This window comes from Vibrio sp. HA2012 (genome assembly GCF_002812955.1).
GTDB lineage: Bacteria > Pseudomonadota > Gammaproteobacteria > Enterobacterales > Vibrionaceae > Vibrio.
Map to the genome: position 1 here is coordinate 377,630 of NZ_PFXK01000002.1, position 23,575 is coordinate 401,204.

The 23,575-nt window shown below is 43.4% G+C and carries 16 protein-coding genes, 1 pseudogene and 1 CRISPR repeat array; of the genes and pseudogenes, 8 read left to right on the forward strand and 9 right to left on the reverse strand.

Annotated elements, in window-relative coordinates:
- The 4 genes and pseudogenes from CSW98_RS05565 to CSW98_RS05575 all read right to left on the reverse strand — a co-directional run bounded on the left by CSW98_RS05565 (nt 1) and on the right by CSW98_RS05575 (nt 3,644).
- A complete protein-coding gene (locus CSW98_RS05565; protein ID WP_100799466.1) occupies nt 1-1,749 on the reverse strand; it encodes a formate--tetrahydrofolate ligase in 1,749 nt (582 codons plus the stop codon).
- Nucleotides 1,750-1,955: 206 nt separating this feature from the next.
- Nucleotides 1,956-2,054: pseudogene (locus CSW98_RS17515) on the reverse strand (CreA family protein); the annotation flags it as partial.
- Nucleotides 2,055-2,071: 17 nt separating this feature from the next.
- Complete coding sequence (locus CSW98_RS05570; RefSeq protein ID WP_100799467.1) at nt 2,072-2,944, reverse strand: hypothetical protein; 873 nt, start codon at nt 2,942-2,944, stop codon at nt 2,072-2,074.
- Nucleotides 2,945-3,164: 220 nt separating this feature from the next.
- Nucleotides 3,165-3,644, reverse strand: a complete 480-nt coding sequence (locus CSW98_RS05575) for a CreA family protein (protein WP_100799468.1) — start codon at nt 3,642-3,644, stop codon at nt 3,165-3,167.
- Nucleotides 3,645-4,107: 463 nt separating this feature from the next.
- Here CSW98_RS05575 and CSW98_RS05580 point away from each other — a divergent pair, with 463 nt between their 5' ends.
- Nucleotides 4,108-4,641, forward strand: coding sequence for a flavodoxin (locus tag CSW98_RS05580; RefSeq protein WP_100799469.1), 534 nt, complete (start codon nt 4,108-4,110; stop codon nt 4,639-4,641).
- Nucleotides 4,642-4,675: 34 nt separating this feature from the next.
- Here CSW98_RS05580 and clcA read toward each other — a convergent pair whose 3' ends face one another.
- Complete coding sequence (gene clcA, locus CSW98_RS05585; RefSeq protein WP_100799470.1) at nt 4,676-6,016, reverse strand: H(+)/Cl(-) exchange transporter ClcA; 1,341 nt, start codon at nt 6,014-6,016, stop codon at nt 4,676-4,678.
- Between the two features lie 370 nt (nt 6,017-6,386).
- The gene (gene ylqF / locus CSW98_RS05590; RefSeq protein ID WP_100799471.1) at nt 6,387-7,331 is read right to left on the reverse strand and encodes a ribosome biogenesis GTPase YlqF; all 945 of its coding nucleotides are present in this window, start codon (nt 7,329-7,331) and stop codon (nt 6,387-6,389) included.
- 219 nt (nt 7,332-7,550) lie between these two features.
- On the opposite strand from ylqF, the gene CSW98_RS05595 reads away from it, so the two are divergent.
- The 7 genes from CSW98_RS05595 (at nt 7,551) to cas6f (ending at nt 16,956) form a co-directional block, all read left to right on the forward strand.
- On the forward strand, nt 7,551-8,420 hold the full coding sequence (locus CSW98_RS05595) for a BrxR family transcriptional regulator (protein ID WP_232733478.1): 870 nt from the start codon (nt 7,551-7,553) through the stop codon (nt 8,418-8,420).
- 117 nt (nt 8,421-8,537) lie between these two features.
- Entirely contained in the window at nt 8,538-9,515 is a 978-nt protein-coding gene (gene cas1f / locus CSW98_RS05600; RefSeq protein ID WP_100799472.1) for a type I-F CRISPR-associated endonuclease Cas1f, read from the forward strand.
- Nucleotides 9,512-12,892: a type I-F CRISPR-associated helicase Cas3f gene (gene cas3f / locus CSW98_RS05605; protein WP_100799473.1), complete on the forward strand. Its 3,381-nt coding sequence runs from the start codon at nt 9,512-9,514 to the stop codon at nt 12,890-12,892. The genes cas1f and cas3f overlap by 4 nt, the downstream gene beginning before the upstream one ends.
- Before the next feature lie 226 nt (nt 12,893-13,118).
- Nucleotides 13,119-14,375 (forward strand): type I-F CRISPR-associated protein Csy1, encoded by a 1,257-nt coding sequence (gene csy1, locus CSW98_RS05610; protein ID WP_100799474.1) that lies wholly within the window; start codon nt 13,119-13,121, stop codon nt 14,373-14,375.
- A complete protein-coding gene (csy2, locus tag CSW98_RS05615) occupies nt 14,372-15,265 on the forward strand; it encodes a type I-F CRISPR-associated protein Csy2 (RefSeq protein WP_100799475.1) in 894 nt (297 codons plus the stop codon). The genes csy1 and csy2 overlap by 4 nt, the downstream gene beginning before the upstream one ends.
- Nucleotides 15,266-15,276: 11 nt before the next feature.
- Complete coding sequence (csy3, locus tag CSW98_RS05620; RefSeq protein ID WP_100799476.1) at nt 15,277-16,308, forward strand: type I-F CRISPR-associated protein Csy3; 1,032 nt, start codon at nt 15,277-15,279, stop codon at nt 16,306-16,308.
- Between the two features lie 9 nt (nt 16,309-16,317).
- Nucleotides 16,318-16,956, forward strand: coding sequence for a type I-F CRISPR-associated endoribonuclease Cas6/Csy4 (gene cas6f / locus CSW98_RS05625; RefSeq protein ID WP_100799477.1), 639 nt, complete (start codon nt 16,318-16,320; stop codon nt 16,954-16,956).
- Nucleotides 16,957-17,107: 151 nt separating this feature from the next.
- Nucleotides 17,108-21,155: direct repeats of the CRISPR family, unit length 28 nt; unit sequence GTTCACTGCCGCACAGGCAGCTTAGAAA.
- 28 nt (nt 21,156-21,183) lie between these two features.
- Here cas6f and CSW98_RS05630 read toward each other — a convergent pair.
- From CSW98_RS05630 to CSW98_RS05640, 3 genes are read right to left on the reverse strand one after another with little or no spacing between them, the layout of a single operon-like run.
- Nucleotides 21,184-21,585 (reverse strand): gamma-glutamylcyclotransferase family protein, encoded by a 402-nt coding sequence (locus CSW98_RS05630; protein ID WP_100799478.1) that lies wholly within the window; start codon nt 21,583-21,585, stop codon nt 21,184-21,186.
- 50 nt (nt 21,586-21,635) lie between these two features.
- Nucleotides 21,636-22,919 (reverse strand): AAA family ATPase, encoded by a 1,284-nt coding sequence (locus CSW98_RS05635; RefSeq protein WP_100799479.1) that lies wholly within the window; start codon nt 22,917-22,919, stop codon nt 21,636-21,638.
- Nucleotides 22,903-23,538, reverse strand: coding sequence for an RNA ligase family protein (locus CSW98_RS05640; RefSeq protein WP_100799480.1), 636 nt, complete (start codon nt 23,536-23,538; stop codon nt 22,903-22,905). The genes CSW98_RS05635 and CSW98_RS05640 overlap by 17 nt, the downstream gene beginning before the upstream one ends.
- Nucleotides 23,539-23,575: the final 37 nt, after the last annotated feature.

Genomic DNA, 23,575 nt, shown 5'->3' on the forward strand with positions numbered 1-23,575 from the left:
TTAACTCAGCCCGATAACATTTCCCTCGCCATCAATATCCAGATTCATAAATGCCGGTTTTTCCGGTAGTCCTGGCATAGTCATCACATTTCCACACAGAGCATAGATAAAGCCGGCTCCGGCACAGAGTTTCAGCTCCCGGATATAAACTTCAAAGTCCTTTGGTGCCCCTTTTACCGATGAATCTGTCGAAATGGACAGCGGTGTTTTTGCCATACAGATTGCCAGATGATCGAATCCTTGCTTTTTGTACAGAGAAAGCTGTGCTTTAGCCTTATCAGAAAGTATCACCGCTTTGGCTCCATATCCTACTTCTGCAACAGCCATCAGTTTTTCTTCCAGTGGTTGTGACAAGTGATATAGAGAGCTGAATTGATGAGGAGCCTCACAGGCCTGAATAACCTTCTCTGCCAGAACAACTGCGCCGGCTCCTCCTTCTGCATATGCCTCGCTGATAGCAACAGAAACCGGACAGTTCATCTGATCTATCAGATCAATAAGCTGGTGCAGTTCCTGTTCCGAGTCCTGAGGAAAACGATTGATAGCAATAACCGCAGGGATCCCATAACGGGTAACATTACGGATATGCCAGCGAAGGTTTTCGAATCCTGCTTTAAGTGCATTATTGTCGCTATAAATCAATGAGTCTGGCAGTGGCTGTCCTGGGCGCAGATCATAAAGACCAGAGTTTGCTTTTAACCCCCGCAGAGTCGTCACAATAACAGCGCAATCCGGTGCTTTTCCTGACATATTAGTTTTGATGTTACAGGCTTTTTCAAATCCCATATCGGAACCGAATCCGCCTTCGGTGACGGTATAGTCAGCCAGTTTTAACGCGAGCTGGTCAGCAATGATGGAAGAGTTACCATGGGCGATATTAGCAAAAGGGCCTGAGTGGATGAGGGTCGGTACTCCCTCGAGTGTTTGCATCATTGTCGGTTCAATGGAGTCTTTCATGGTGACTGTCATTGCGCCGGCAACCTGCAGATCTTCAGTCGTAACCGGATTATTATCAAGGTCGTAGGCCAGAACAATCGCGCCTATCCGCCGGCGTAAATCCTGTAAATCGGCGGCAAGAGCCAGAATGGCCATTAATTCCGATGCGGCAGAAATGTCAAAACCTTCTTCTCTCTCAAAACCGTTAACCGTTTTTCCGGCTTCATTTTTACCAATGGTGACCATGCGCAGGGCGCGGTCATTATGATCCATCACCCTGCGCCAGAGAATTTTGGAACTGTCGATCCGTAATGCGCGTAGACCGGTTCGGGCTTCAAAATCCTGATAGCCGTTTTTTTGCTCATGAAACAGGCGGGCATCTATTGCGGCTGCAGCAAGGTTATGGGCTGCAGTGACGGCATGTATATCGCCGGTCAGGTGCAGGTTTAGCTCCTCCATTGGGGCAACCTGGCTGTATCCACCACCGGCAGCACCGCCTTTTACACCAAAAACCGGCCCCATGGACGGTTGGCGGATACATGCAATAACAGATTGATTTAACTTAGATAAACCTTGAGAAAGGCCGATGGTTGTAACGGTTTTACCTTCGCCTAATGGCGTGGGGGTAATGGCGGTAACCAGAACAAGTTTTCCGTCGGGTTTGTCTTGCAGGCGCTTTAAACTGGTTAATGCTATTTTAGCTTTGTGGTATCCGTGAGAGGTTACCTCATCTTTTTGTAAACCAGCCTTTGCCGCAATCGTTTCGATATGCTGTAATTTCGCCTCACGGCAGATTTGAATATCAGTAAGCATTACTACCCCAATTTTACCTGAAAATATGCCTATATCACCGCAAAGCAAACGTTTGCGCAGCGATAATACCTCGCAAATGTTCTTTGTAAAGATTTTTTAGCAGCATAGTTTGCTGTTAAAGATAGAAAGGGGTAGTTTAACTATTTTTTACACTCGATGCTTTACGATTATTGTTTGGTTTGAGGATTTACATACGCTTTTGTTCCTCAAAGAGACACTGTCGAAAGGCTGTGCTTAAAACTACTGGACGTTTCTTTAGTTGAGTAAGAGACGTACATCAGTGTTTGAGAACTTGCATCTATGAGTGCTACGCTTATCTCTGTCATGAAAATGACAACTGCATGGTATTTGAACAAGGTAATTTTAGAAAATCTAAAAGATTAACCTGTTCTTTTGAATTAAGGATTTCTTTGTATCCTTTAACTTCATGTTCTTCATTTTTTGGAATTCTTTTAAGGACGACTGGTTCAACGTTATTACTATCGGTGAACTCGTAAATAATAATTGTGTCATTATCAACGATATCGAGTCCATAAAGCACATCAGTAACAATAAGATGTAAGTCTACGCTATTAAATAAATCAAAATTGGGCTTATTTTTTGCTAAGTTATCCAAAATTTTTTCAAACTGAGGTTGAGCATCATGTCTACGTTTTCTTTCGGGATGAAACTTATATAAAACGTATGGTTGGCTTAAAATAGCACCACCTAATGAACTATATCCATTTATTAGAAAGGAACGCTGGTCATGTAGCTTAATAAAATCGTTTATGTATGCTCTATTATTTCTAATGATTTTACGTGTTATCTCATGATCACGTAGACCTGAATGTTCCTCAGCTGTACCATAAACATCTTTAGCGTACCAACCCAGTGAATCATCTATTTTCGATTCATTATCCCACATCATTTGAGTATCCACTCTTGATGCATTTTGTTCTGCCATTTTTAACGCTGTTTGTCTGAAATAATTCATATTAGCGTAGCTGATTGTGAAGAATTCAGATTTAAACCAGTTTGCACTAAACCCTTTACCTGATGATAGATTCCATTGACCATAGAGAGATTCAGGATTGAAATCAGCAATATTAACTCTTATACCTTGGTTTCCTTCAAATGTCGGAATCGCTGCGTATGAACTAAATGAGATAAGAGCAGTAACAGCCACTGTGGTAATTTTATTGTATAATTTCATAAAGTTGTCTAAGCCTAGCCATAAAAAATCACTGTCATTATCTGAATAGGTCAGTGGCGGATTCAACCCTATATAGCTAATTTTTCGGGAATAATGGATAGCAAAAACCAACAACTAGCTTTTGCTACACCATATTCGGTTTTTTAGGGGGATTACGCTGTGGTTTATGAACTTGTTGTTTAGCACCAAAATCCTTAACTTTCGATTGTGGCTTATTCTTTTAGTTTTGCGGTGTAGATTGAACGGATGGTTTCACATAAGCTTTTGTTCCGTATAACGGTACAGTTGATAAGCTGTGTTTAAAACTACCGTCTGTTTCCTTGGTGGTGTATGACAAGTAGAGTAGGGTTTGATTCTCAGAGTCGTAAATTCTACGTACTTTCATTGTCTTGAAGAAAATGCTTTTAGATTTCTTAAAGACCACTTCACCAGATTTACTCTTATCAATCTTGGCTATCATTTCAGGAGTAATGTCACCTGTTTGACGGCAAGAAATGGAACTGTCACTGGGATCTGCAAGGCTCAAGTCTGCTTCAATCGAAGCGATATGACAGGTTACTCCGGTAACTTCTTCATCAACTAAGCTCGAAATTGAAATATCCTTTAAAGTGAACCAACCCAAGCCAACGTCACCAACTTCATTATCAGAGCAACCAGCTAAAAGCACTGTTAAACCAAGGGCTAACGTAAGTTTTTTCATTTTAGTTCTCAAATTAGAATACTAGTGTAGGTAGTGTATCACACTCAGAGAAATTCGGTTATGTAGTGTAATTAGTTTGGTATTGTTGCTTTCATCATGGGGCCTAAACTGACATCACCGACTTCATTGCTGTCACAGGCTGTGAGCAGAGCTGAAATAAAAAGACGATTCTTCATGGTTGTACTTCTCTGAGAAATGGCTGAGTCTAATTTACCATAAAGAAAAGTCTATTCCTGCCGATAGGGTAGAGGTCACATCGGTATAATGGCTTAATTGTTAAAAAGGTCGGGTTGCAATGAAAATAAGGTTTTCTTTAAAAGCAGGGCTGTTAGTATTACTTTTTGCTATGTTAACGGCGTGCAGCTCAGATCCGGCAGCTTTGATCTGTACTCCGACAGCATGTGATATCTGGGGGTACTGAACATTTGCTCCCCCCGACACAATTAAAAGGCTATTTATTACAATGGAATCTGATGCGGAAGTTATCATTAAAAAGAAAAATAACTGGCTTACCAGTCAGGTAGATGTTCAGTTTCCGACACCGGAAAGCATCAAGGGGCGGGATCTTTATCTGGCTGCAGAGCAGGGAAGACAATATGTTCAAATTGACGCGAGTATCTCATCCTCGGAAGAGTCCGTCGTTGATGAGATATACCGGGTTGATTTTCATCGTCTAACCGTCATGTTTTCGTTGCTTCAGGCATCAAAATGGGAAGATAAACAAGAACAGGCCTATATTCTGGAGTATTTTTCACAAATCATTCTTAACGAAGAATGTCAGCTCTACATAGGATTTGTAGATACTTACCCGGTCGCTTGTGCCATGGTTACTCAGGAAAATGGTGACATCTTGATTTCTGATATTGTCGTTGACCGGATCCGTTCAAAGTCCACATGCCTTCCCGCCTGGAAGGCTCCGGAAACGGTTTTTACTGCGCAACTTATTCAGTTTCTGAATCTTTACCCGGAAGTAAATAAGTTATGGATGGGAGCATAGCCCTGCCAGCTGTTTACTTTTCAGAGACATCGGGTTAGTACTTCCAGTCTTTTTGTTTAAGTTCTATCAATGATGCATAGAGAGGCTTTCCGCCCATAGCATGAGCAATAAAACTTGCCCCCAGACTGGTGACCAGAATAGGGAGTATAAGGTGGTAGTTGTTCGATATTTCTACAACCAGTACAACAGAGGTTAATGGTGTTCTGAGTGTCGCAGCGATCAACGCTCCCATTCCGGCAACCGCATATATATTGGGGTCGGATATGGTGTCTGGTGATAACGCTGCAATCAGTCCGCCAAAGGTCAGCCCTAAGAAAGTTCCCAGAGTCAGCAGTGGCGCAAAGATCCCGCCCGGAGCCCCGGATGAGAAGCAGGAAATAGTACCGAACATACGCAGAATGGATAGCCCGGCCATAACAATCCAGGTGCTGGGACTATAAAACAGATCTGAAATAACGGTAAGGCTCCCGCCGCTTAGAAAAGGGAAGTAGAGATGAATGAGAGAAAATAACCCGCCCAATAACACACCGGTCAGAACAAAACGCAGTTTGCTATCACCATGATGGTTTTTAAACCATGCGGTCCCTGACAGAATCCAGCGGTTAAAATAAACTCCAATGACTCCAATGACTAACCCCAGAATGACAAATGAAATCAGAGTGTAGAGCGGTGGAGCACTGTAGCTCGGAATTTTTAATATGGCATTCTGACCATTTAGAAGTTCCATGACAATAGTGGCACAGGCAACGGCCAGTGTGACGCTTTTTATTGAGGTTGAGTTGTAGCTAAACTGGCGACGCATTTCCTCATTTACAAACAAAATTGCAGCAAGTGGGGTGTTGAATGCTGCTGCCATACCCGCCGCTGAACCGGCGGCTATCAAGATATGTTTTGTTAGCCGATCGTTCTCTGAACGACTGGCTACCATCCGGCCAACGGCGCCACCAAGCTGTATTGATGGTCCGCCACGTCCCAGAATCATCCCCGAGCCTATTGCCAGAATGGCAGAAATGAATTTTACCGGCAGGACTCTGTACCAGCGAATATCATGTTCCCCAAGTAGTGCCCCTTCAATATGCGGAATACCACTGCCTTCGGCTTCTGGTGCATAATGGATAGTCAGCCAGAAGCCAAGTCCTGCCATAGCGGCTCCGGCAAGGACAGCAACAGTAGTTTTTAATAAAAAATCGTCGTCAGTTGCCTGCAGCACGTAGTCAAGCCGGAATTCAATTATCCAGTTGATAAAAATATTGAAATAAGACACAACGCCGCCGGCTAAGGTACCGACAATTCCGGATAATAAAACAACGGTAAAATAATCAGACTGAGAAGATAAAAAATGAGGGAGTCGATGTGGCCTGATAATTCTGGGCATAATTCAGTATGGGTATTATCCGGGTAAGTGAGCGGAGGAATAAATTCTGGCCGCATAGTATCACAAACGGCGGGTATTTAAACAATTTTATCTACATTAGAAATTCAATAGCGGCATCACATAAGGGCATAAATTTGCTATGTTAACTTGCGTTTTCACAAAAAGAAGCCAAACTTAAAGTGTAAGGTAAATGTGACCCAGAAAATATGGAGGAATGGAAACCTTACAGACAATTTGGTTGGATACATAATCAACTCATATAGACCTCGTAAAATGTTGGGATACAACCTTTGCGATCTCAGCGACGCACACTCACGATTGAGTAACGAGGAATAAAAGGCGTGCTTGTACGGTACGCCTTTTTGCATGTTTATTTTTTATTTTTAAGGTAACGTTTTCTTCGTTCCTCTTTCTGTTTGGCTTTTTCTTCAGTTTTTCTGGCAGTTTCGAGCTCAACCTGAATCAATTCTTGTGTGATCATCTCTGGCAGTTCCAGAGTGATCTGACCCAGAGTGCCGCTACGCAGTTCATGCAGCAGGATTTCTGATGCTTTGTGCAAATCAACCCGGCCTCCGGCTCGTAGACAGCCGCGTTTTGAGCCGATAGCTTCCATCAGTTCAATCTCAGTCTCTGGTAATTCATCCAACTGATACCTTTCTTTTAACCGATCTGGGTATTGCTTGGCGAGATACTCAACCGTATAGAAAGCGACTTCTTCGTATTCCATTGCCGTATCTTTGACAGCTCCGGTTGCTGCCAGTCTGAATCCGCTGTGGGGGTTTTCCACTTTCGGCCACAGTATTCCGGGAGTATCGGACAGAACAATACCATTTTGCAGGTTGATCCGCTGCTGACGTCGGGTGACCGCCGGTTGGTTACCTGTCTGAGCTATCGTTCTGCCTGCCAGCGTATTGATAATGGTTGATTTCCCAACATTCGGGATGCCCATGATCATGGTGCGGATATTTTTTCCCATAGCCTCTCTGTGCGGGGCCAGTTTGCGGCACAGATCCATGATTTTATGCACTTCCTGAGGTACGGAAGTGGTAATTGCCATCGCTTTTATGCCATTTTCTTTTTCAAAATGATCAACCCATAATTGGGTCAGCTCCGGGTCAGCAAGATCGCGTTTATTCAAAACCTTCACACAAGGCTTATCGCCGCGGATAGAAGAAATCAACGGATTTTCACTACTAAAAGGGATACGGGCATCCAGCACTTCGATAATGACATCAATTTGCGGAATGACTTCTTCGATCTCCTTACGAGCCTTATGCATATGGCCAGGAAACCATTGGATTGAGTTGTTAACCATATTGGGGAAATAGCCTTAATTTTATCTGACTCTATAGTACAACTTGGGCACATAAAGAGCATTATTCACGGTTAATTTGAATAAACGTCATTGTACGCGAGATTAGGTGGGGTATCCAGAATGACTGTACTTGATCGGATAGTTGAGTATAGATCACATCAATTAAGTCTATATAAACTTAATGATTTTATCATATTAACGTATAAATTATGATAGCTGATGCTTATTGGTTTAGAAAAGGTCTATCTACGATTGAAAGTCCAAACGATTCAGGAAAGACACGTATTTTTAGAGATGCTTGCGCTGTGGCAAGGTTACGTGCGTAATAAAGATTTACAACAACAATTTACTATAACCCGCCAGCAGGCCTATCAGGATATCAAAGCATACCAGCAGCTCTATCCAGAGCGATTACAAAAAATGGCTTCTGGACCTTATCAGTTCTCTGCGCAATATCGTACTCAAGCGCCTAAACACTCGCTTGAACCCTATCTGCAATGGTTAATAAACGGACAGTTCTGGGCGCAAAAATATGGCGATAAGTCTACCATTGGAGAGCAATGCTCAGTGCCTCAACGTTATGTTTCACCAGAAGTTATTGCACATTTAACCGAAGCCATTCGACAAAAGAAACGTCTTGAGCTGGGTTATGTCTCACTCTCTAATCCGGAATGGGAAGGGCGGATATTTCATCCACATACCTTTGTTAAAACAGGTTTACGCTGGCACGTTCGAGGCTACTGCGAAAAATCACAAGACTATCGAGATTTAGTATTGAGTCGTTGCCGAGGCGACGTTGAACTGCTTGATGCGTCGCAGAAAACACAAGAGCAAGACACGGTTTGGAATACTGAAGTTACGCTAATATTTGCTCCGGATCCACGTTTGAACGCTGATCAGCAAGAAGTAGTTGCTCATGATTATCACATGCAAAATGGTCAATTCAGTATTACTACACGAGCGGCTCTGGTGGATTATTTATTGAAGGAGATGCAGGTCAATATCAAGTATCTCGATGGTATTCCAGAGGCTCAACAACTGATCCTAGTTAATCAGCATGAGGTAACCCCTTGGTTATTTGATAATTAACGCTTATCTAAGCAGTCCTAAGGTAAAGTCACTTTACCTGATTATATGCGCAGGATTGAACAATAAGGGCGGACGGTAAAAAATGGCATCGTCAAGCTGAACATAAGGAACAGAATTATGGATGACTTATCTCCCTCGGATCTGAAAGTGATATTGCATTCAAAACGCGCCAATATGTATTACCTGGAATATTGCCGTGTAATGCAAAAAGATGGTCGCGTCCTTTATCTTACAGAAGCCGATAAAGAGAATCTTTATTACAACATTCCCATTGCGAATACGACGGTACTGCTGCTTGGTAATGGGACATCAATCACTCAGGCTGCAATGCGTATGCTTTCTCAATCGGGCGTTCTGGTTGGATTCTGTGGCGGGGGAGGTACACCCTTGTATATGGCAAATGAAGTTGAATGGTTTACACCGCAAAGCGAATACCGTCCAACTGAATATTTACAGGGATGGCTATCTTTCTGGTTTGATGATGAAAAGCGCCTGACAGCGGCTAAGATATTCCAAAATGCCCGTATTGATTATCTGCAGCGAGTTTGGTGTAAGGACAGGGAGTTAGCACTAGAAAAATTCAATGTTCAGGATGAAGTGATTCAGCAATCATTTAATACTTTTCATCAACGTACAGATGCTGCTAGTAAACCCTCTGATCTTTTACTCACCGAAGCTCAATTAACCAAATCCCTCTATAAGTACGCAGCCAATAATACCGGTAAAGAGAATTTTTCCCGACAGCATAAATCTACTGACAAAGCTAATGACTTTCTTAATCATGGCAACTATTTAGCTTATGGTTTGGCCGCAAGTTGTTTGTGGGTTTTGGGCATTCCGCATGGTTTCGCCATCATGCACGGCAAAACTCGTCGCGGAGCTTTGGTATTTGATGTCGCAGATTTAATCAAAGATGCGATCGTGTTGCCATGGGCGTTTGTCTGCGCCAAAGAAAATGCCACAGAGCAAGAATTTCGTCAGCAAATCCTGCAATCGTTTATCGAGCATAAGGCGATGGATTTTATGTTTGAGACGGTGAAGCAAGTTGCGTTACAAAACTACTCGGCAGCAGAGATAGAGGAGCAGCAACTATGATGGTTACCTTTGTCTCCCAATGCGAGAAAAATGCCCTCAAGAAAACACGGCGTGTACTGGATGCTTTTGCTAATCGTATTGGTGATAACACTTGGCAGACACTCATTACTGAAGACGGTTTGCAAACGGTGCAAAGAATGCTCCGTCAAACGGCAAGTCGCAGCACTGCAGTGAGTTGCCACTGGATCCGATCTCGTTCGCGCAGCCAATTTTTGTGGGTAGTGGGAAATAAAAAGAAATTTAATTTGGAAGGGTATGTGGCGGTAAACAGTACTGAGAAAGATTTGTTGAATAGTGAGTATGAGAGTGACTGGAAATATCTTCCTGTTATCAAAGCCCTAACTTCAATGGCGGCTTTGCTGCATGATTGGGGAAAAGCATCTTTATTGTTTCGGGAAAAATTGCATCCAGACATTCAAACTAAACACAAAGGTGACCCTCTGCGCCACGAATGGATTTCGTGTCTGTTGTTTAATCAGTTTGTTACTTCAGTAACAACTGATGGTGAGGATAAGCAGTGGCTCTCTGCCATCATTAATGACGGTATTCATAGCCCTGTAATCAGTCCAATAAGTTTGATGGAGAAAGAGAAGCCTTTGGCCGAATTACCCACCTTAGCGGGTTTGATCTCTTGGCTGATTGTCTCACACCACCGTTTACCTTTGCCCAAAGAGCCAAAGCTGTGTGATAACCAAAGGGATAAAAACAATACATCATTGGCTGATTTATTAAAGAGAATCACCCAAGCTTGGGGTTATGAGAATCAATTTGATGATTACCAGAAGTTGTTGTCTAAGTGTTTTTCGTTTCCGCTTGGATTACTTTCAGACTCATCAATTTGGAATCAACAAATTCAGAAACGTGCTAAGGATCTGTTTCATCATCTGCCTTTGATCGAGCAAGCAGTATCAGACGGAAGCTGGCGAGTCATTTTGCATCATGCGCGGTTGTGCTTGATGCTCGGCGATCACAATTATTCCTCTCAACCCAATGATCCTCATTGGAACAGCCCAAGTGAGTTATATGCCAATACCGATCCAAATACGAAAGCGCTTAAACAAAAGTTAGATGAACATTTAGTCAATGTTGCGAAGGCTGCGAACGATATGGTCAAACTGCTACCTCACTTTGAGTCTGAGCCATTATCTGCAACCGAATTATCCGCATTAGCAGCGAAACCGAACACTCCAAAGCAATTTAGATGGCAGGATAAGGCTGTCAGGAAGATTTTACAGTGGCGGGACACAAGAGAAGATAAATCTAACGGCTATTTTGTGGTCAATATGGCCAGCACCGGTTGTGGTAAAACCATGGCTAATGCCAAGATCATGCAAGCCTTATCTGAAGATAAACAAAGCCTGCGCTTTATTCTTGCTCTTGGGTTAAGAACACTAACGTTGCAAACAGGGGATGAATATAAAGAGCGTCTCAGATTAACCGAGGATGATCTCGCCGTGCTCATAGGTTCAAAAGCGATTTTTGAACTGCATCAATCAGGACAACAGATCGATAAGGAAGAAAAAGAGTATCAACAAGCAGATTTAGGGTCAGAGTCATTAGAAAGTCTACTGGATGAACATGATGAGCTGCGTTGGTCAGGTCTATTACCTGAAGATGGATTGAGCACAGTGCTGACTAATCCTAAAGAGAGACAACTGCTTTATGCGCCTGTACTGGCCTGCACCATCGACCATATTATGGCAGCCACTGAGACTAAACGTGGTGGTCGTTATATTTTGCCTTGCTTACGCCTTATGTCTTCGGATTTAGTGATCGATGAAATTGACGATTTTACTGGTGATGATCTCATTGCTATTGGGCGTTTAGTGCACTTGGCGGCGATGTTAGGGCGCAAAGTCATGATTTCATCAGCAACGATTCCGCCGGATCTTGCTTTAGGTTTATACAATGCTTATCGACAAGGCTGGGCGTTATTTGCCGCGAGCCGTGATCAAGCTTCAAGTGTTAATTGTGTTTACGTTGATGAGTTTAATACCCAAGCCGAACTGATTGGTAGTGCGGATAGCGACTGGCAGCAGTATCAAGCATTTCAGCAACAGTTTATTACTAAAAGAGTCGCAAAATTAAAACAGCAAGAAGATAAGCGAAAAGCGGATATTTTTGCCTGTGATAAACACGATCGCCTACCTACGGAGCAGCAATATTACCAACATATCCAGCAAGCTATTGTAGAGAAACATCAGCATCATTTTACTTGCGACTTAGTTAGTCAAACACACGTTTCTTTCGGTGTGGTTCGGGTCGCGAATATTCAACCCTGCGTTGGTTTAACGCAATATTTACTCTCTTGTGATTGGCCTGAAGATATAGAAATTCGATGTATGGCTTACCATAGTCAACAAGTGTTATTGCTACGCCATGAGCAAGAAAAACACCTTGATATCGTTCTGAAACGAAAAGAAAAGGATGGCGAAGCTCCTGTAGCGTTTAATGAGCCGTTAATTCGTCAGCACATAGATAATTGCCGAACTAAAAATCTGATATTCATTTTGGTTGCCACGCCCGTTGAAGAGGTGGGACGCGATCATGATTTTGATTGGGCGGTTATTGAACCTTCCTCTTTCCGCTCAATTATTCAGATGGCAGGGCGGGTAAGACGGCATCGTGATGGCGAAGTGACTGAGCCTAACATCAGTTTGTTGCAATACAACTATAAAGGCTTTAAAGGTGGAGTTGAGCGGGTATTTAATTATCCAGGTTATGAGACAGAGCGTTCAACGCAACTGGAGACTCATGATCTGAAACAGCTTGTTGATGAAAAATTGCTACTTCAATCCGTTAATGCCATTGAGCGTATTCAAAAACGTCCCAACTTGGCACCACGTACCAATCTGGCTGATCTGGAACATTTTGCTACCGCAAAAACCCTCGGGGTGGACCAAATCAATAAACCCCTAGTCAGTAGCACAAGTCGCCAGGATAGGTTCTCTCGTCATCGCCGTCCGAGTCCATCGGATGGTTTTTGGAATGATCATCTCCATGGTCATATTACTGGCTACTGGTGGATGACAGCACTGCCGCAATATTTTAAACGCTTTAGAAAAAGCGAACCGAGTGTGCAGCTCTATTTAGTGAAAAAACATCGAACGACAGAATTTTGTATTCGTGATGAGCAACGGGGGTTAAATACCATTGAACAAACGCTCAATATTCAACGTCAATCACTGACAAGTAAGCAGCAGCAAAGGCTTTGGTTATATCGTGATTATGATGCACTCGTCAGTCAATACAGCTCTAGTACGGATGATGAATTTAAGACTTCAGTTAAGTATGGTGAGATTAGTTTTACCGACCGAGGGGAGCAAGATGAATACTGTTACAACGATCAACTTGGGTTGGTTAAGAAAGGAAAATAACAAGGCTGGAGCGACCAGCCTTAAGCTACCTGCATGGTAGTTAACATCTTAAAGAATTAAATATTTTTCTAAGCTGCTTTTAGCAGATCAAGCTCAGATTACAGCAGGTCTAATTAAGTTGCAAAGAATCGTAAGTTTTAACATTTAAATAATTATATATTGGCGTTGATCATTTTTGTGCTTGTACTAAAGTAAGTTATAACTTGATTATGAAAGGAGATGTCAGGTGATAGATCCCGCAATAGAAGCCTTTTTTGCTGAGCGCAAAGAGGCATGGCTTAAGAAAAACATTAGTGCTGCTATGGATGACCAGCAGTTGCGTGAGAAAAAGCAGGAGTGCGAGCAAAACTTTTTGCTGTCAAACTGGTTGTCCGACGCAGCAAAAAGAGCAGGGCAAATATCAATTTCTTCACACCCTTGTACATTTAGTCATCCCAGTGCCAGAAAGAATAAAAATGGTTATGTTTCATCTGTTATTGCAAGAAATCGTGCACAAGCGGATGGATTTTTACGCTCGGGTAATGTGAGTGTGGAAGTTGATGCATTAGGTAATGCAGCAGCATTAGATGTGTATAAGTTTCTTAGTTTAGAGATGGCAGACAACCGCTCTTTGCTGACTCATATAGAACAAGAGAGCGAATTAGCCAAAGGATTACTGACTCAACCTAATAATGACTATCAAACCTTGCGCGAAGGTTTTTTAAAGATGATCGATACCGATCAGGAATCGATTTCAAGCTCTAAAGTTAAACAGGTTTATTTTCCGGTGGCAGATGGAGAATATCATCTGTTGTCATTGCTTACTCATTCCGGTCACTTGTTTGAATTGCGCCAACGTCTTGATGCGCTTCGCTTCGGTGAAGAAGTAAAACAGGCCAGAGAATGCCGAAAGAACGGTCAGTTTCATCCCGATGGTTATCAAGAAATTTTTGGTTTAACCACGATCGGTTTCGGTGGGACAAAACCACAAAATATAAGCGTGCTGAATAATAAAAATGCAGGTAAAGCACATTTGCTAGCTTCCATTCCTCCAGAGCTTAAACCCCGAAACTTACGATTACCAACAACGGATTTCTTTAAAGAGAGTTTTACAGCGTGGCAGGCTAAAGAAACGCTAGAAGCATTACACCGATTATTCAAAACAGATTACAACAATATCAACATACGCGATGGTCGCGACTATCGTATTCAGGAATATGTTGATCTGGTGATTCATAGAATGTGGCAGGTGCGACTTTTCTTAGCTGATTATCAGGGTGAATTACCCAGTGATTTGAAACCAGAGCAAAAGCTTTGGCTCTATCCAGAATATGAACAATACCGCATCGAAGAGAATGAGTGGTTAGAGGGTATAATTCGACAAATTTCTCGTAGCCTCATTTTGAATTACCGTAAAGTGGCGAATAACTCTACAGTACTCGCTGACGATGAACTCTTGGCAATTGAACGTGTGGTTCGTGATAACAAAGAGGCATTACGATGAGATTACTAATACTTCCACATATCCGCATTCATAACGCTAATGCACTATCGAGTCCGTTCACTATCGGCTTTCCTGCGATGACAGCGTGGTTAGGTTTTACTCATGCGTTAGAGCGAAAGCTTAACCAAGCGGGGCTCGACGAATTAATGTTTGATAGTGTTGCGGTGGTGAGCCATCAATTTGATTTACAAACGCATAAAGGTGAAGGGGATTTCGTCCATTCTATTATTGGCACAGGAAACCCTCTTGATAAAGACGGCTCACGTTCGGCATTTATCGAAGAGGCTCGCTGTCATCTGGATGTTTCCCTTGTTATCGAATATCGCGGTAATGATGACGAAATTGAGCGTGATGATTTCGCTCAGCGGCTACAAGATATGGTCGTGACGATGAAAATTGCGGGTGGTGATATCTTGTCACTGCAAAGGCCAGTGAGCAAATTAGTTGACGAAGAAGATGAACAAGAGACTGCGAAATTACTGCGCCAGTTGATGCCAGGTTATGTGCTGGTTGAACGACGAGAATTGATGGAAGATGCAATGAAAGAAGGCTGTGATGCTCTGGATGCCTTGTTAAGTTATCTGACGGTTAATCATAGCAGCGAACAACTTGAAGACGAAAGTGTCATTTGGCGCAGTCAGCGTAAAGCCTCGGGCTGGATTGTACCTATTGCAACGGGTTTTCAGGGCATATCTCCGCTTGGGCAGGCGAAAAATCAACGAGATCCTACTGTTCCCCATCGCTTTGCAGAAAGTATTGTCACATTAGGCGAATTTGTCATGGTGCATAAGATCAAACACCTGGATGAGATACTTTGGTGCTACAGCACCGATTTAGACAATGATCTGTACCTATGTCAGCAAGTTAACACAATGAATGAATATCAATAAGGAATAACCTCATGGCTAAGAATAACGATACCGCTTCTGTACTCGCATTTGAAAAAAAATTGGTACCCTCAGATGGCTATTTGTATGGTACAAACTGGGATACCAAAGATAAAGCTACTCCATTGGTACTTCAGGAAAAATCAGTGCGCGGTACGATTTCCAACCGCCTGAAAGCTGCAGTTCAAAATGACCCATTGAAGCTGAATGCTGAAGTAGAAAAAGCAAATTTACAACGAGTAGATGCTTGTGCTTTAGGTCAAGAGCAAGACACGCTTAAACTTCATTTCACCCTAAAAGTCTTGGGTGGTTTAGCACAGCCTTCGGCCTGTAATAATGCATTGTTTAAACAAAGCTATAGTGCTGCGGTAAATCAATATATTTCCAAATATGGTTGTTCTGAATTAGCTCAACGTTATGCCACCAACATTGCGAATGCTCGTTTCTTATGGCGCAACCGAGTTGGTGCGGAAGATATTGAAGTACAAGTCAAAGCACTTAACAAAGGCTCAGAGCAAACTTGGACATTTAATGCAAAAGAATACAAGGTGCATTGTTTCGACCATACTGACGAACAAATCAAAAGCTTAGCTGATCGTATTGCGCAAACTTTATCGAGTGAATCTGAGCACTTAATGTTACAAATTGACTGTTATGCAAAGGTTGGTAAAGCTCAGGAAGTTTACCCGAGCGAAGAACTTGTATTGGACAAAGGCAATAGCAAAAGCAAGAAAAGCAAAATCTTGTATGCAGTGAATGATAATGCCGCTATGCACTCCCAGAAAATTGGTAACGCGCTGCGCTCGATTGATACCTGGTACCCTGATTTTTCTGATGCAGATAAAAGTGCTGGTGCCATTGCTATCGAACCTTACGGTGCCGTTACCAATTTAGGAAAAGCATTCCGTACTCCTAAAGATAAGCAAGACTTTTATACCTTCTTTGATAAGTGGGCACGAGGTGAAGCGCTATCCCGTGAAGAAGACGAACATTATGTTGTCGCGGTACTCGTACGCGGTGGAGTATTTGGCGAAAGTGATAAGTAGGTGGCAGTGATGAACTACTACCAAGAAATTACTTTATTACCTGATGCAGATATATCGCTGGGCTTTATTTGGCAAAATGTGTTTCAGCAAGTACACCTTGCTCTTGTTGACAACAAAGTGGCGGACAATCAATCTGCGATAGCGGTGAGCTTCCCTGAGTATGGCAAATCTGGGTTTCCACTTGGCAATAAGCTACGCCTCTTTGCTAAAGAGCAAGCTGGGTTAGAAAAACTGTCGATAGAACAGTGGTTATCTCGATTAGAAGACTACGTGCATATTAAAGGGGTGAAGATGGTTCCCGATGAGGTGACTTACGTTAGCTTTACTCGGAAACAAGTTAAATCACCTGAACGAATTGAACGAGATATGCAGAAAAAAGCGGACCTTTGGGCGGCTAAATCTGGCAGGTCACTACAAGAGTGTCTTGTGGAGCTGGAAAAGACTAAGCCGACCTCGCTCTGTTCATTACCGTTTATCTATTTACATAGTCAACAAACCAAACAACGTTCGCCTGATAAGAGTAGTAGATTTCCGTTGTTTATTGAGATGAATGACATCGGAATTAAGCAAGAAGGGCAGTTTGATTGTTATGGACTGAATGCCAAGCTTAATCAACAAGGCCGTCTGGGGACTGTCCCACAATTTTAACCAATAAAGGGTAAGTTTTTACCCTTTATTTTTGCTCTTTAAAAATAGGTATAAAATACATAGAGTTATAATAGCTGGTATTTGACAGGGTAAAAACATTATTTTTAGCCTAACTATCTGTTGTAACTTTCTTTTATTGATTTATTCTATTGTTCACTGCCGCACAGGCAGCTTAGAAACAATCATGGCGCGCCGATGTGTCGGCCATGTTGTTCACTGCCGCACAGGCAGCTTAGAAAAACTAAACGCGCGCAATATGTATTCGAGAGATGTTCACTGCCGCACAGGCAGCTTAGAAACAAGCGCCAAACCACCCTTATAAGCTGCATCAGTTCACTGCCGCACAGGCAGCTTAGAAAGCCTCACCAAGCATATGCTTTGATGCCTTTGCGTTCACTGCCGCACAGGCAGCTTAGAAAATTACGCGCAGCAAGCAAGGTTATATATGCGTGTTCACTGCCGCACAGGCAGCTTAGAAAAGCCGTTACCGAATCGGTTTATCTTGGCAAATGTTCACTGCCGCACAGGCAGCTTAGAAAACTTAGCAAACGTTTTAGCAAATGACACGCCGTTCACTGCCGCACAGGCAGCTTAGAAATTTCGAGCTTGTTCAAGTTCTCCATCGATAATGTTCACTGCCGCACAGGCAGCTTAGAAAAGACGCAAGGTCTTGCCTGTACTTCTGCCAATGTTCACTGCCGCACAGGCAGCTTAGAAATCCATTGTCATTGCTTACTGCAGTTAGCCCGCGTTCACTGCCGCACAGGCAGCTTAGAAACTTGCGGACACAGCGAGCCAATCTGCATGTAAGTTCACTGCCGCACAGGCAGCTTAGAAAAAGTTAAAACTGGTTACGCCAAGAAAGAAACCGTTCACTGCCGCACAGGCAGCTTAGAAAAGTAATTGAACTCGTACCGGATTCGAGCGACATGTTCACTGCCGCACAGGCAGCTTAGAAATGCAAGTGATTCGACATTTGAGTACCATTCCCGTTCACTGCCGCACAGGCAGCTTAGAAATTTCAACTTTAAGCCGTTTTAGATTCGATTGTGTTCACTGCCGCACAGGCAGCTTAGAAAAATAACTTGTTGAGTAAAAGAATGTTTTTACTGTTCACTGCCGCACAGGCAGCTTAGAAAATCTACTAAATGTGCCAACGGACTAACGTTCGGTTCACTGCCGCACAGGCAGCTTAGAAAATTCTGAATACTGCCTGTAAAATCGGTTAACCGTTCACTGCCGCACAGGCAGCTTAGAAAAAACGGAAAATTGGTAGCTATGATTAATCAACGTTCACTGCCGCACAGGCAGCTTAGAAATAGATAATGTTTCTTGCCCAACATGTAATCACGTTCACTGCCGCACAGGCAGCTTAGAAAGCTATATCAGACAATATTGACGCCCTAAGCAGGTTCACTGCCGCACAGGCAGCTTAGAAATTGCTGCCCCGAAAGTAGAGTTTGCTGATGCTGTTCACTGCCGCACAGGCAGCTTAGAAATGAAAGACTATGGCCAAAACCCAAAGCAGTTCGTTCACTGCCGCACAGGCAGCTTAGAAACAGATAGAATTTTCGACACTTTCCCCAATCCAGTTCACTGCCGCACAGGCAGCTTAGAAAGATCAAACGTATGAGGGGGCGACGCGCACACCGTTCACTGCCGCACAGGCAGCTTAGAAAATATAGACTGTTCGCCAAAGAGTGCGATCAACGTTCACTGCCGCACAGGCAGCTTAGAAAGCCCTGCATAAAGACTGGTGGCACATCAACAAGTTCACTGCCGCACAGGCAGCTTAGAAAATCTTTAACAGAAGTATGTAAAAGCGACTCAAGTTCACTGCCGCACAGGCAGCTTAGAAAGCTTCATGCAGCATGGCATGGTTTCCGGATACGTTCACTGCCGCACAGGCAGCTTAGAAATAGCAAGGATTGTGTTAGCAAATAAAGTCTTTGTTCACTGCCGCACAGGCAGCTTAGAAAGCAGTGAGGGCAAGTTGTGTCACTCTCTCTTAGTTCACTGCCGCACAGGCAGCTTAGAAAATAGGCTGAAGCTGACTCAGTACCCTCTCTTTGTTCACTGCCGCACAGGCAGCTTAGAAACAACTGATCATCAGAACCGCTAACAATAATTCGTTCACTGCCGCACAGGCAGCTTAGAAAGACAAACCCACTATACACAAAGGGCGACAAGCGTTCACTGCCGCACAGGCAGCTTAGAAAATCAATAATGGCATCAATTTTTGCCAACTGATGTTCACTGCCGCACAGGCAGCTTAGAAAATCAGGGCAAGTTCTATCTGAATGCCCGCTGAGTTCACTGCCGCACAGGCAGCTTAGAAAACTTTAAATAGACGTGATGCTTATTTGGGTAGGTTCACTGCCGCACAGGCAGCTTAGAAAGTACTGTAAATACGGCAAATGACGTACTGTTAGTTCACTGCCGCACAGGCAGCTTAGAAAATTTGAACCGTGTCTAAATGAAACCGCCATTAGTTCACTGCCGCACAGGCAGCTTAGAAAAAGTTGGAATAGACGTCCAATCTGGCGTTAATGTTCACTGCCGCACAGGCAGCTTAGAAAGGGAAAAAATGATAATCAAACTTAGACAACACGTTCACTGCCGCACAGGCAGCTTAGAAAATGCTGGAAACTTACACGTAATCACCCTTTCAGTTCACTGCCGCACAGGCAGCTTAGAAATTAGAGCGGCTTTCACCGCCCATTAATAATTAGTTCACTGCCGCACAGGCAGCTTAGAAAAAGTTGATGATGCTCGCCGAGCTGCTTACTTCGTTCACTGCCGCACAGGCAGCTTAGAAAGCCTAAAGCAAGCCGAGAAGAACGCCCGTTCTGTTCACTGCCGCACAGGCAGCTTAGAAAGGCTTGAACGTCAACGGCAGCGGTAAGGAACCGTTCACTGCCGCACAGGCAGCTTAGAAAATTCGTAACACTTGGCATCAAAACCTAAGTTCGTTCACTGCCGCACAGGCAGCTTAGAAAGTCAACGTGGGGCTTTATACGATTAAGGAGCTGTTCACTGCCGCACAGGCAGCTTAGAAATACGGCGTAACCCGGTGTTGAGCCGAGAGCGAGTTCACTGCCGCACAGGCAGCTTAGAAAAGCCGTAACGCTTAACGCACACTAGGTTCCAGGTTCACTGCCGCACAGGCAGCTTAGAAAATAATGATTCGTTTGATGTGGACGTAGATAAGGTTCACTGCCGCACAGGCAGCTTAGAAAACTAAGAACCGACCGCAGACGCGCAGAACGCCGTTCACTGCCGCACAGGCAGCTTAGAAAACCCAAACCATCACCAATAACACCACTCAAACGTTCACTGCCGCACAGGCAGCTTAGAAATTGTATTTCACCAACTTTTTCACCAACCCCATGTTCACTGCCGCACAGGCAGCTTAGAAAACTGCCCCAAATTACCAATAGCACCAAAATCTGTTCACTGTCGCACAGGCAGCTTAGAAATATAATGATTTCGTAGGTGTCTTTGGTAACACGTTCACTGTCGCACAGGCAGCTTAGAAATTGTTCCGGATTGGCGATATCAAAGAGTTCATGTTCACTGTCGCACAGGCAGCTTAGAAATGCTTTTGCAGAGGGTGAGGTTGATGCTATTTGTTCACTGTCGCACAGGCAGCTTAGAAAATCACAGAGCAATCACCAACCGGAAAAAAATGGTTCACTGTCGCACAGGCAGCTTAGAAAAAACCACCATCTTGGACATTTTGTGCGTGGTAGTTCACTGTCGCACAGGCAGCTTAGAAACCCGCTTGATGAGGCGCAAAATCTTTCACCGCGTTCACTGTCGCACAGGCAGCTTAGAAACAAGTTTGGGCGGATTCAAAATATGATGATATGTTCACTGTCGCACAGGCAGCTTAGAAAAATGAAGAAAGCGACGAAGAACTGGCCCTTCGGTTCACTGTCGCACAGGCAGCTTAGAAATCTCACTCAAGTTCAGAATCATTCATTAACGCGTTCACTGTCGCACAGGCAGCTTAGAAATAACTTAACGCCATCAGCGAAGCGTACAAGAGGTTCACTGCCGCACAGGCAGCTTAGAAATCAACAATATTGATATCGGAATAACCAGCATTGTTCACTGCCGCACAGGCAGCTTAGAAACGGGAACACCGCTTTGGCCGTGGATGAGTATGGTTCACTGCCGCACAGGCAGCTTAGATAGCTATCATCGTTAGAAAGCCATCTATATTCACCTATCCACCAAATAATCACCGCTCTTAATTTGGATTAGTTCTGATGTATCGTAGTTGTAGATATATGCCCAGGCTTGGATATTATTGCTTTCGGGTAAGGTGATGGTGGTTTTTTCTCTGATATATTCGTGTGGCCGGGGGAATGTATCTGTACACTCTTCGTACTCATCGAGTCGGATAAACAATTTTTCCTGATTCAGGATCCGATATAATTCTCCATAAACCTTATCACTTGGTTCCGTTGATTTGATGGCTCCCGGATAATGACCAATATCATATAACTTTCCCTGCATGCTTCCGACAGAAACATATTCACAATATTGAGCAAGAACTTGATGCATGGCGGTTGCTGTTTCTTTACGCAGTGTTCCGTAGACAAAAATAAAATCAGTAGTCACTGTTTTTTTCCTTTTTTATATAATAACACGGATAATTTTAAGTTTTCTTTTTACGGTACTGCTCCGTCACAATCAAAATTATTCGAATATAAAAGTATTTCTCCGTTTTTTCCTATAACAAGTTGCTGATGTGCTTCTTCAGCAGTGGGCCACTGAATGGTTTCGATTTGTCGCTGCAGAACGTGGGTCGGTACGGAGTAGGGGCGGGCGAGATTTTGTCTTTGTAGTGTTGTTTCATCCAGATGAAAGATAACTAATATTATCAGAGCCCCATAATTACGCCCGAGAGTTGTTAACTGGTTTCGGTAGTCATTGCGCAGATTAGTGGCGTCCCATACGATATCATGTTTGGTAGCTAACGCAGCTTTCAATCTTGTTCTGGCGATCTGTAATACTTGCCCACGGTTTTTTTGATTACTGCGATCTCCGTGTAATTCTTCCCGGATCTTATCCAGAGAGATAACGTGCCAGTTATTTTGCTTATGCTGCTTAATCCATTCTGATTTACCACTGCCACTAATACCGAATAACAGATACAACCGGCTGTATTTTTGGCAGTGTTCATAGGTTCGGGCGATCGCCTCACTGGGTAATGAGATATCACCTCTGATTAATTCATTAACAGCATAACCATTCACATAACGTTGTTGATATACCGTTGCTTTAACCTGAATATCTTTGCAAAGAAATGCTTCAATATCTGAATATTTCCAGAGCTGATATTCTTCAGCAAACATTCTGTACTCAGCTAATATTGCTAATTGTTTTTGTTTATCAGGGCAGTTTCTGCCGAGCATGTCAGCAAGTTCCAGCCAGTATAATAATTGAATATCCGCATTAAGTGCTAGTTGAAGATATTTCCTGTATTCGGCATTTTTTATGACGAGAAGTTTTGGCCAGTTGTGGTAGCCAACCAACCCCATTATCCGGGTTACAACGGAGTAATCCAGGTTCAGAGACATTAATGGAATAGCAATCAGGTTTCTTCCTTCGGTTTCATGTCGGGGAGAGGTTATACGTATATTGCCATCTATTTCCCGGGTTCTGGTAGTCAATGGTTTTGCTATATCGTGCAGCAAAGCTGCAAGGATCAGTGCCTGTCTTTCTCGTCCGGTAATGTGTACGGCATCATTTTTCAATAACTGGTATAACTCATTGAGAACGGCTTCGGTATGGCGGGCAACATTTCCTTCTGCATGCCACTCTGGGTCTTGTATTGTTGATTCCAGTTGAGTCAGCAACGGGAAAGCAGAAGACAGGTAATGCAAACATTCAGCAAAGTCCGGAGTGTTATTCTGGGTGAGTGATTCCAGCCATTCAGTTTGTGTTATCATCTTCTTCTAACTTATTCATGATCATTGTTGAGTGCATCCAGTGTTTGTCTGTGGTTACGTGCCCTTTACGTACCCATTTGCCGATGCATTTTGAGAAATCGCTATAGAGAAAAGCACCGCTTAGGCGCACAACGTAGCCTTCCTGCCTTACTGGGTCGATACTTAAATTGCGCACTATATGTTCATCCCATATACCCGAATACATCACGGGTACAGTTTTCAGTCCCAATGATGCTGCGAACGAGCACGTCTCTTGCCAGCTCAGACAGCAGTTGTTTTCATTCCAGACAGAAAAAACCAGAAAATAGCTGCTTAGTGTGTCGTAAGCAAGAGAGTGGCGGGCAAACAGATTTTCACCGCAGATACGCCATCCTTTGGGAATTTTCCAGCCGATTTGTCCCTGTAGCGCCCGGATCCATGCCCGGGAAGGGTGATAACGACTGTCTAGAGAGCGTGCGTGCAACCCATCATAGTAGAGAGTAGTATTTTCTCCATCCATTTTCTCTGTAACAGTCACATGCTGATTCTGGAATTGAGTCAAATCCAGCAGGTGGATATCATCGCTGGTATAGCCTAATGACCAGGGAAGATGAGGCGTTCTGGGATACTTATATTTCATTAAGTCGTTCTTCGGCTTTTCCCGGTAATGGCAAATA

Excerpts from the sequence above, each read along its gene's own strand:
- CSW98_RS05635 (WP_100799479.1), bottom strand. The coding sequence starts at position 22,919 with ATGATAACACAAACTGAATGGCTGGAATCACTCACCCAGAATAACACT.
- csy3 (WP_100799476.1), top strand. The coding sequence starts at position 15,277 with ATGGCTAAGAATAACGATACCGCTTCTGTACTCGCATTTGAAAAAAAA.
- CSW98_RS05595 (WP_232733478.1), top strand. The coding sequence starts at position 7,551 with ATGCTTATTGGTTTAGAAAAGGTCTATCTACGATTGAAAGTCCAAACG.
- cas3f (WP_100799473.1), top strand. The coding sequence starts at position 9,512 with ATGATGGTTACCTTTGTCTCCCAATGCGAGAAAAATGCCCTCAAGAAA.
- clcA (WP_100799470.1), bottom strand. The coding sequence starts at position 6,016 with ATGCCCAGAATTATCAGGCCACATCGACTCCCTCATTTTTTATCTTCT.
- CSW98_RS05640 (WP_100799480.1), bottom strand. The coding sequence starts at position 23,538 with ATGAAATATAAGTATCCCAGAACGCCTCATCTTCCCTGGTCATTAGGC.
- cas1f (WP_100799472.1), top strand. The coding sequence starts at position 8,538 with ATGGATGACTTATCTCCCTCGGATCTGAAAGTGATATTGCATTCAAAA.
- ylqF (WP_100799471.1), bottom strand. The coding sequence starts at position 7,331 with ATGGTTAACAACTCAATCCAATGGTTTCCTGGCCATATGCATAAGGCT.
- csy2 (WP_100799475.1), top strand. The coding sequence starts at position 14,372 with ATGAGATTACTAATACTTCCACATATCCGCATTCATAACGCTAATGCA.
- CSW98_RS05575 (WP_100799468.1), bottom strand. The coding sequence starts at position 3,644 with ATGAAAAAACTTACGTTAGCCCTTGGTTTAACAGTGCTTTTAGCTGGT.
- cas6f (WP_100799477.1), top strand. The coding sequence starts at position 16,318 with ATGAACTACTACCAAGAAATTACTTTATTACCTGATGCAGATATATCG.
- CSW98_RS05580 (WP_100799469.1), top strand. The coding sequence starts at position 4,108 with ATGGAATCTGATGCGGAAGTTATCATTAAAAAGAAAAATAACTGGCTT.
- CSW98_RS05570 (WP_100799467.1), bottom strand. The coding sequence starts at position 2,944 with ATGAAATTATACAATAAAATTACCACAGTGGCTGTTACTGCTCTTATC.
- CSW98_RS05565 (WP_100799466.1), bottom strand. The coding sequence starts at position 1,749 with ATGCTTACTGATATTCAAATCTGCCGTGAGGCGAAATTACAGCATATC.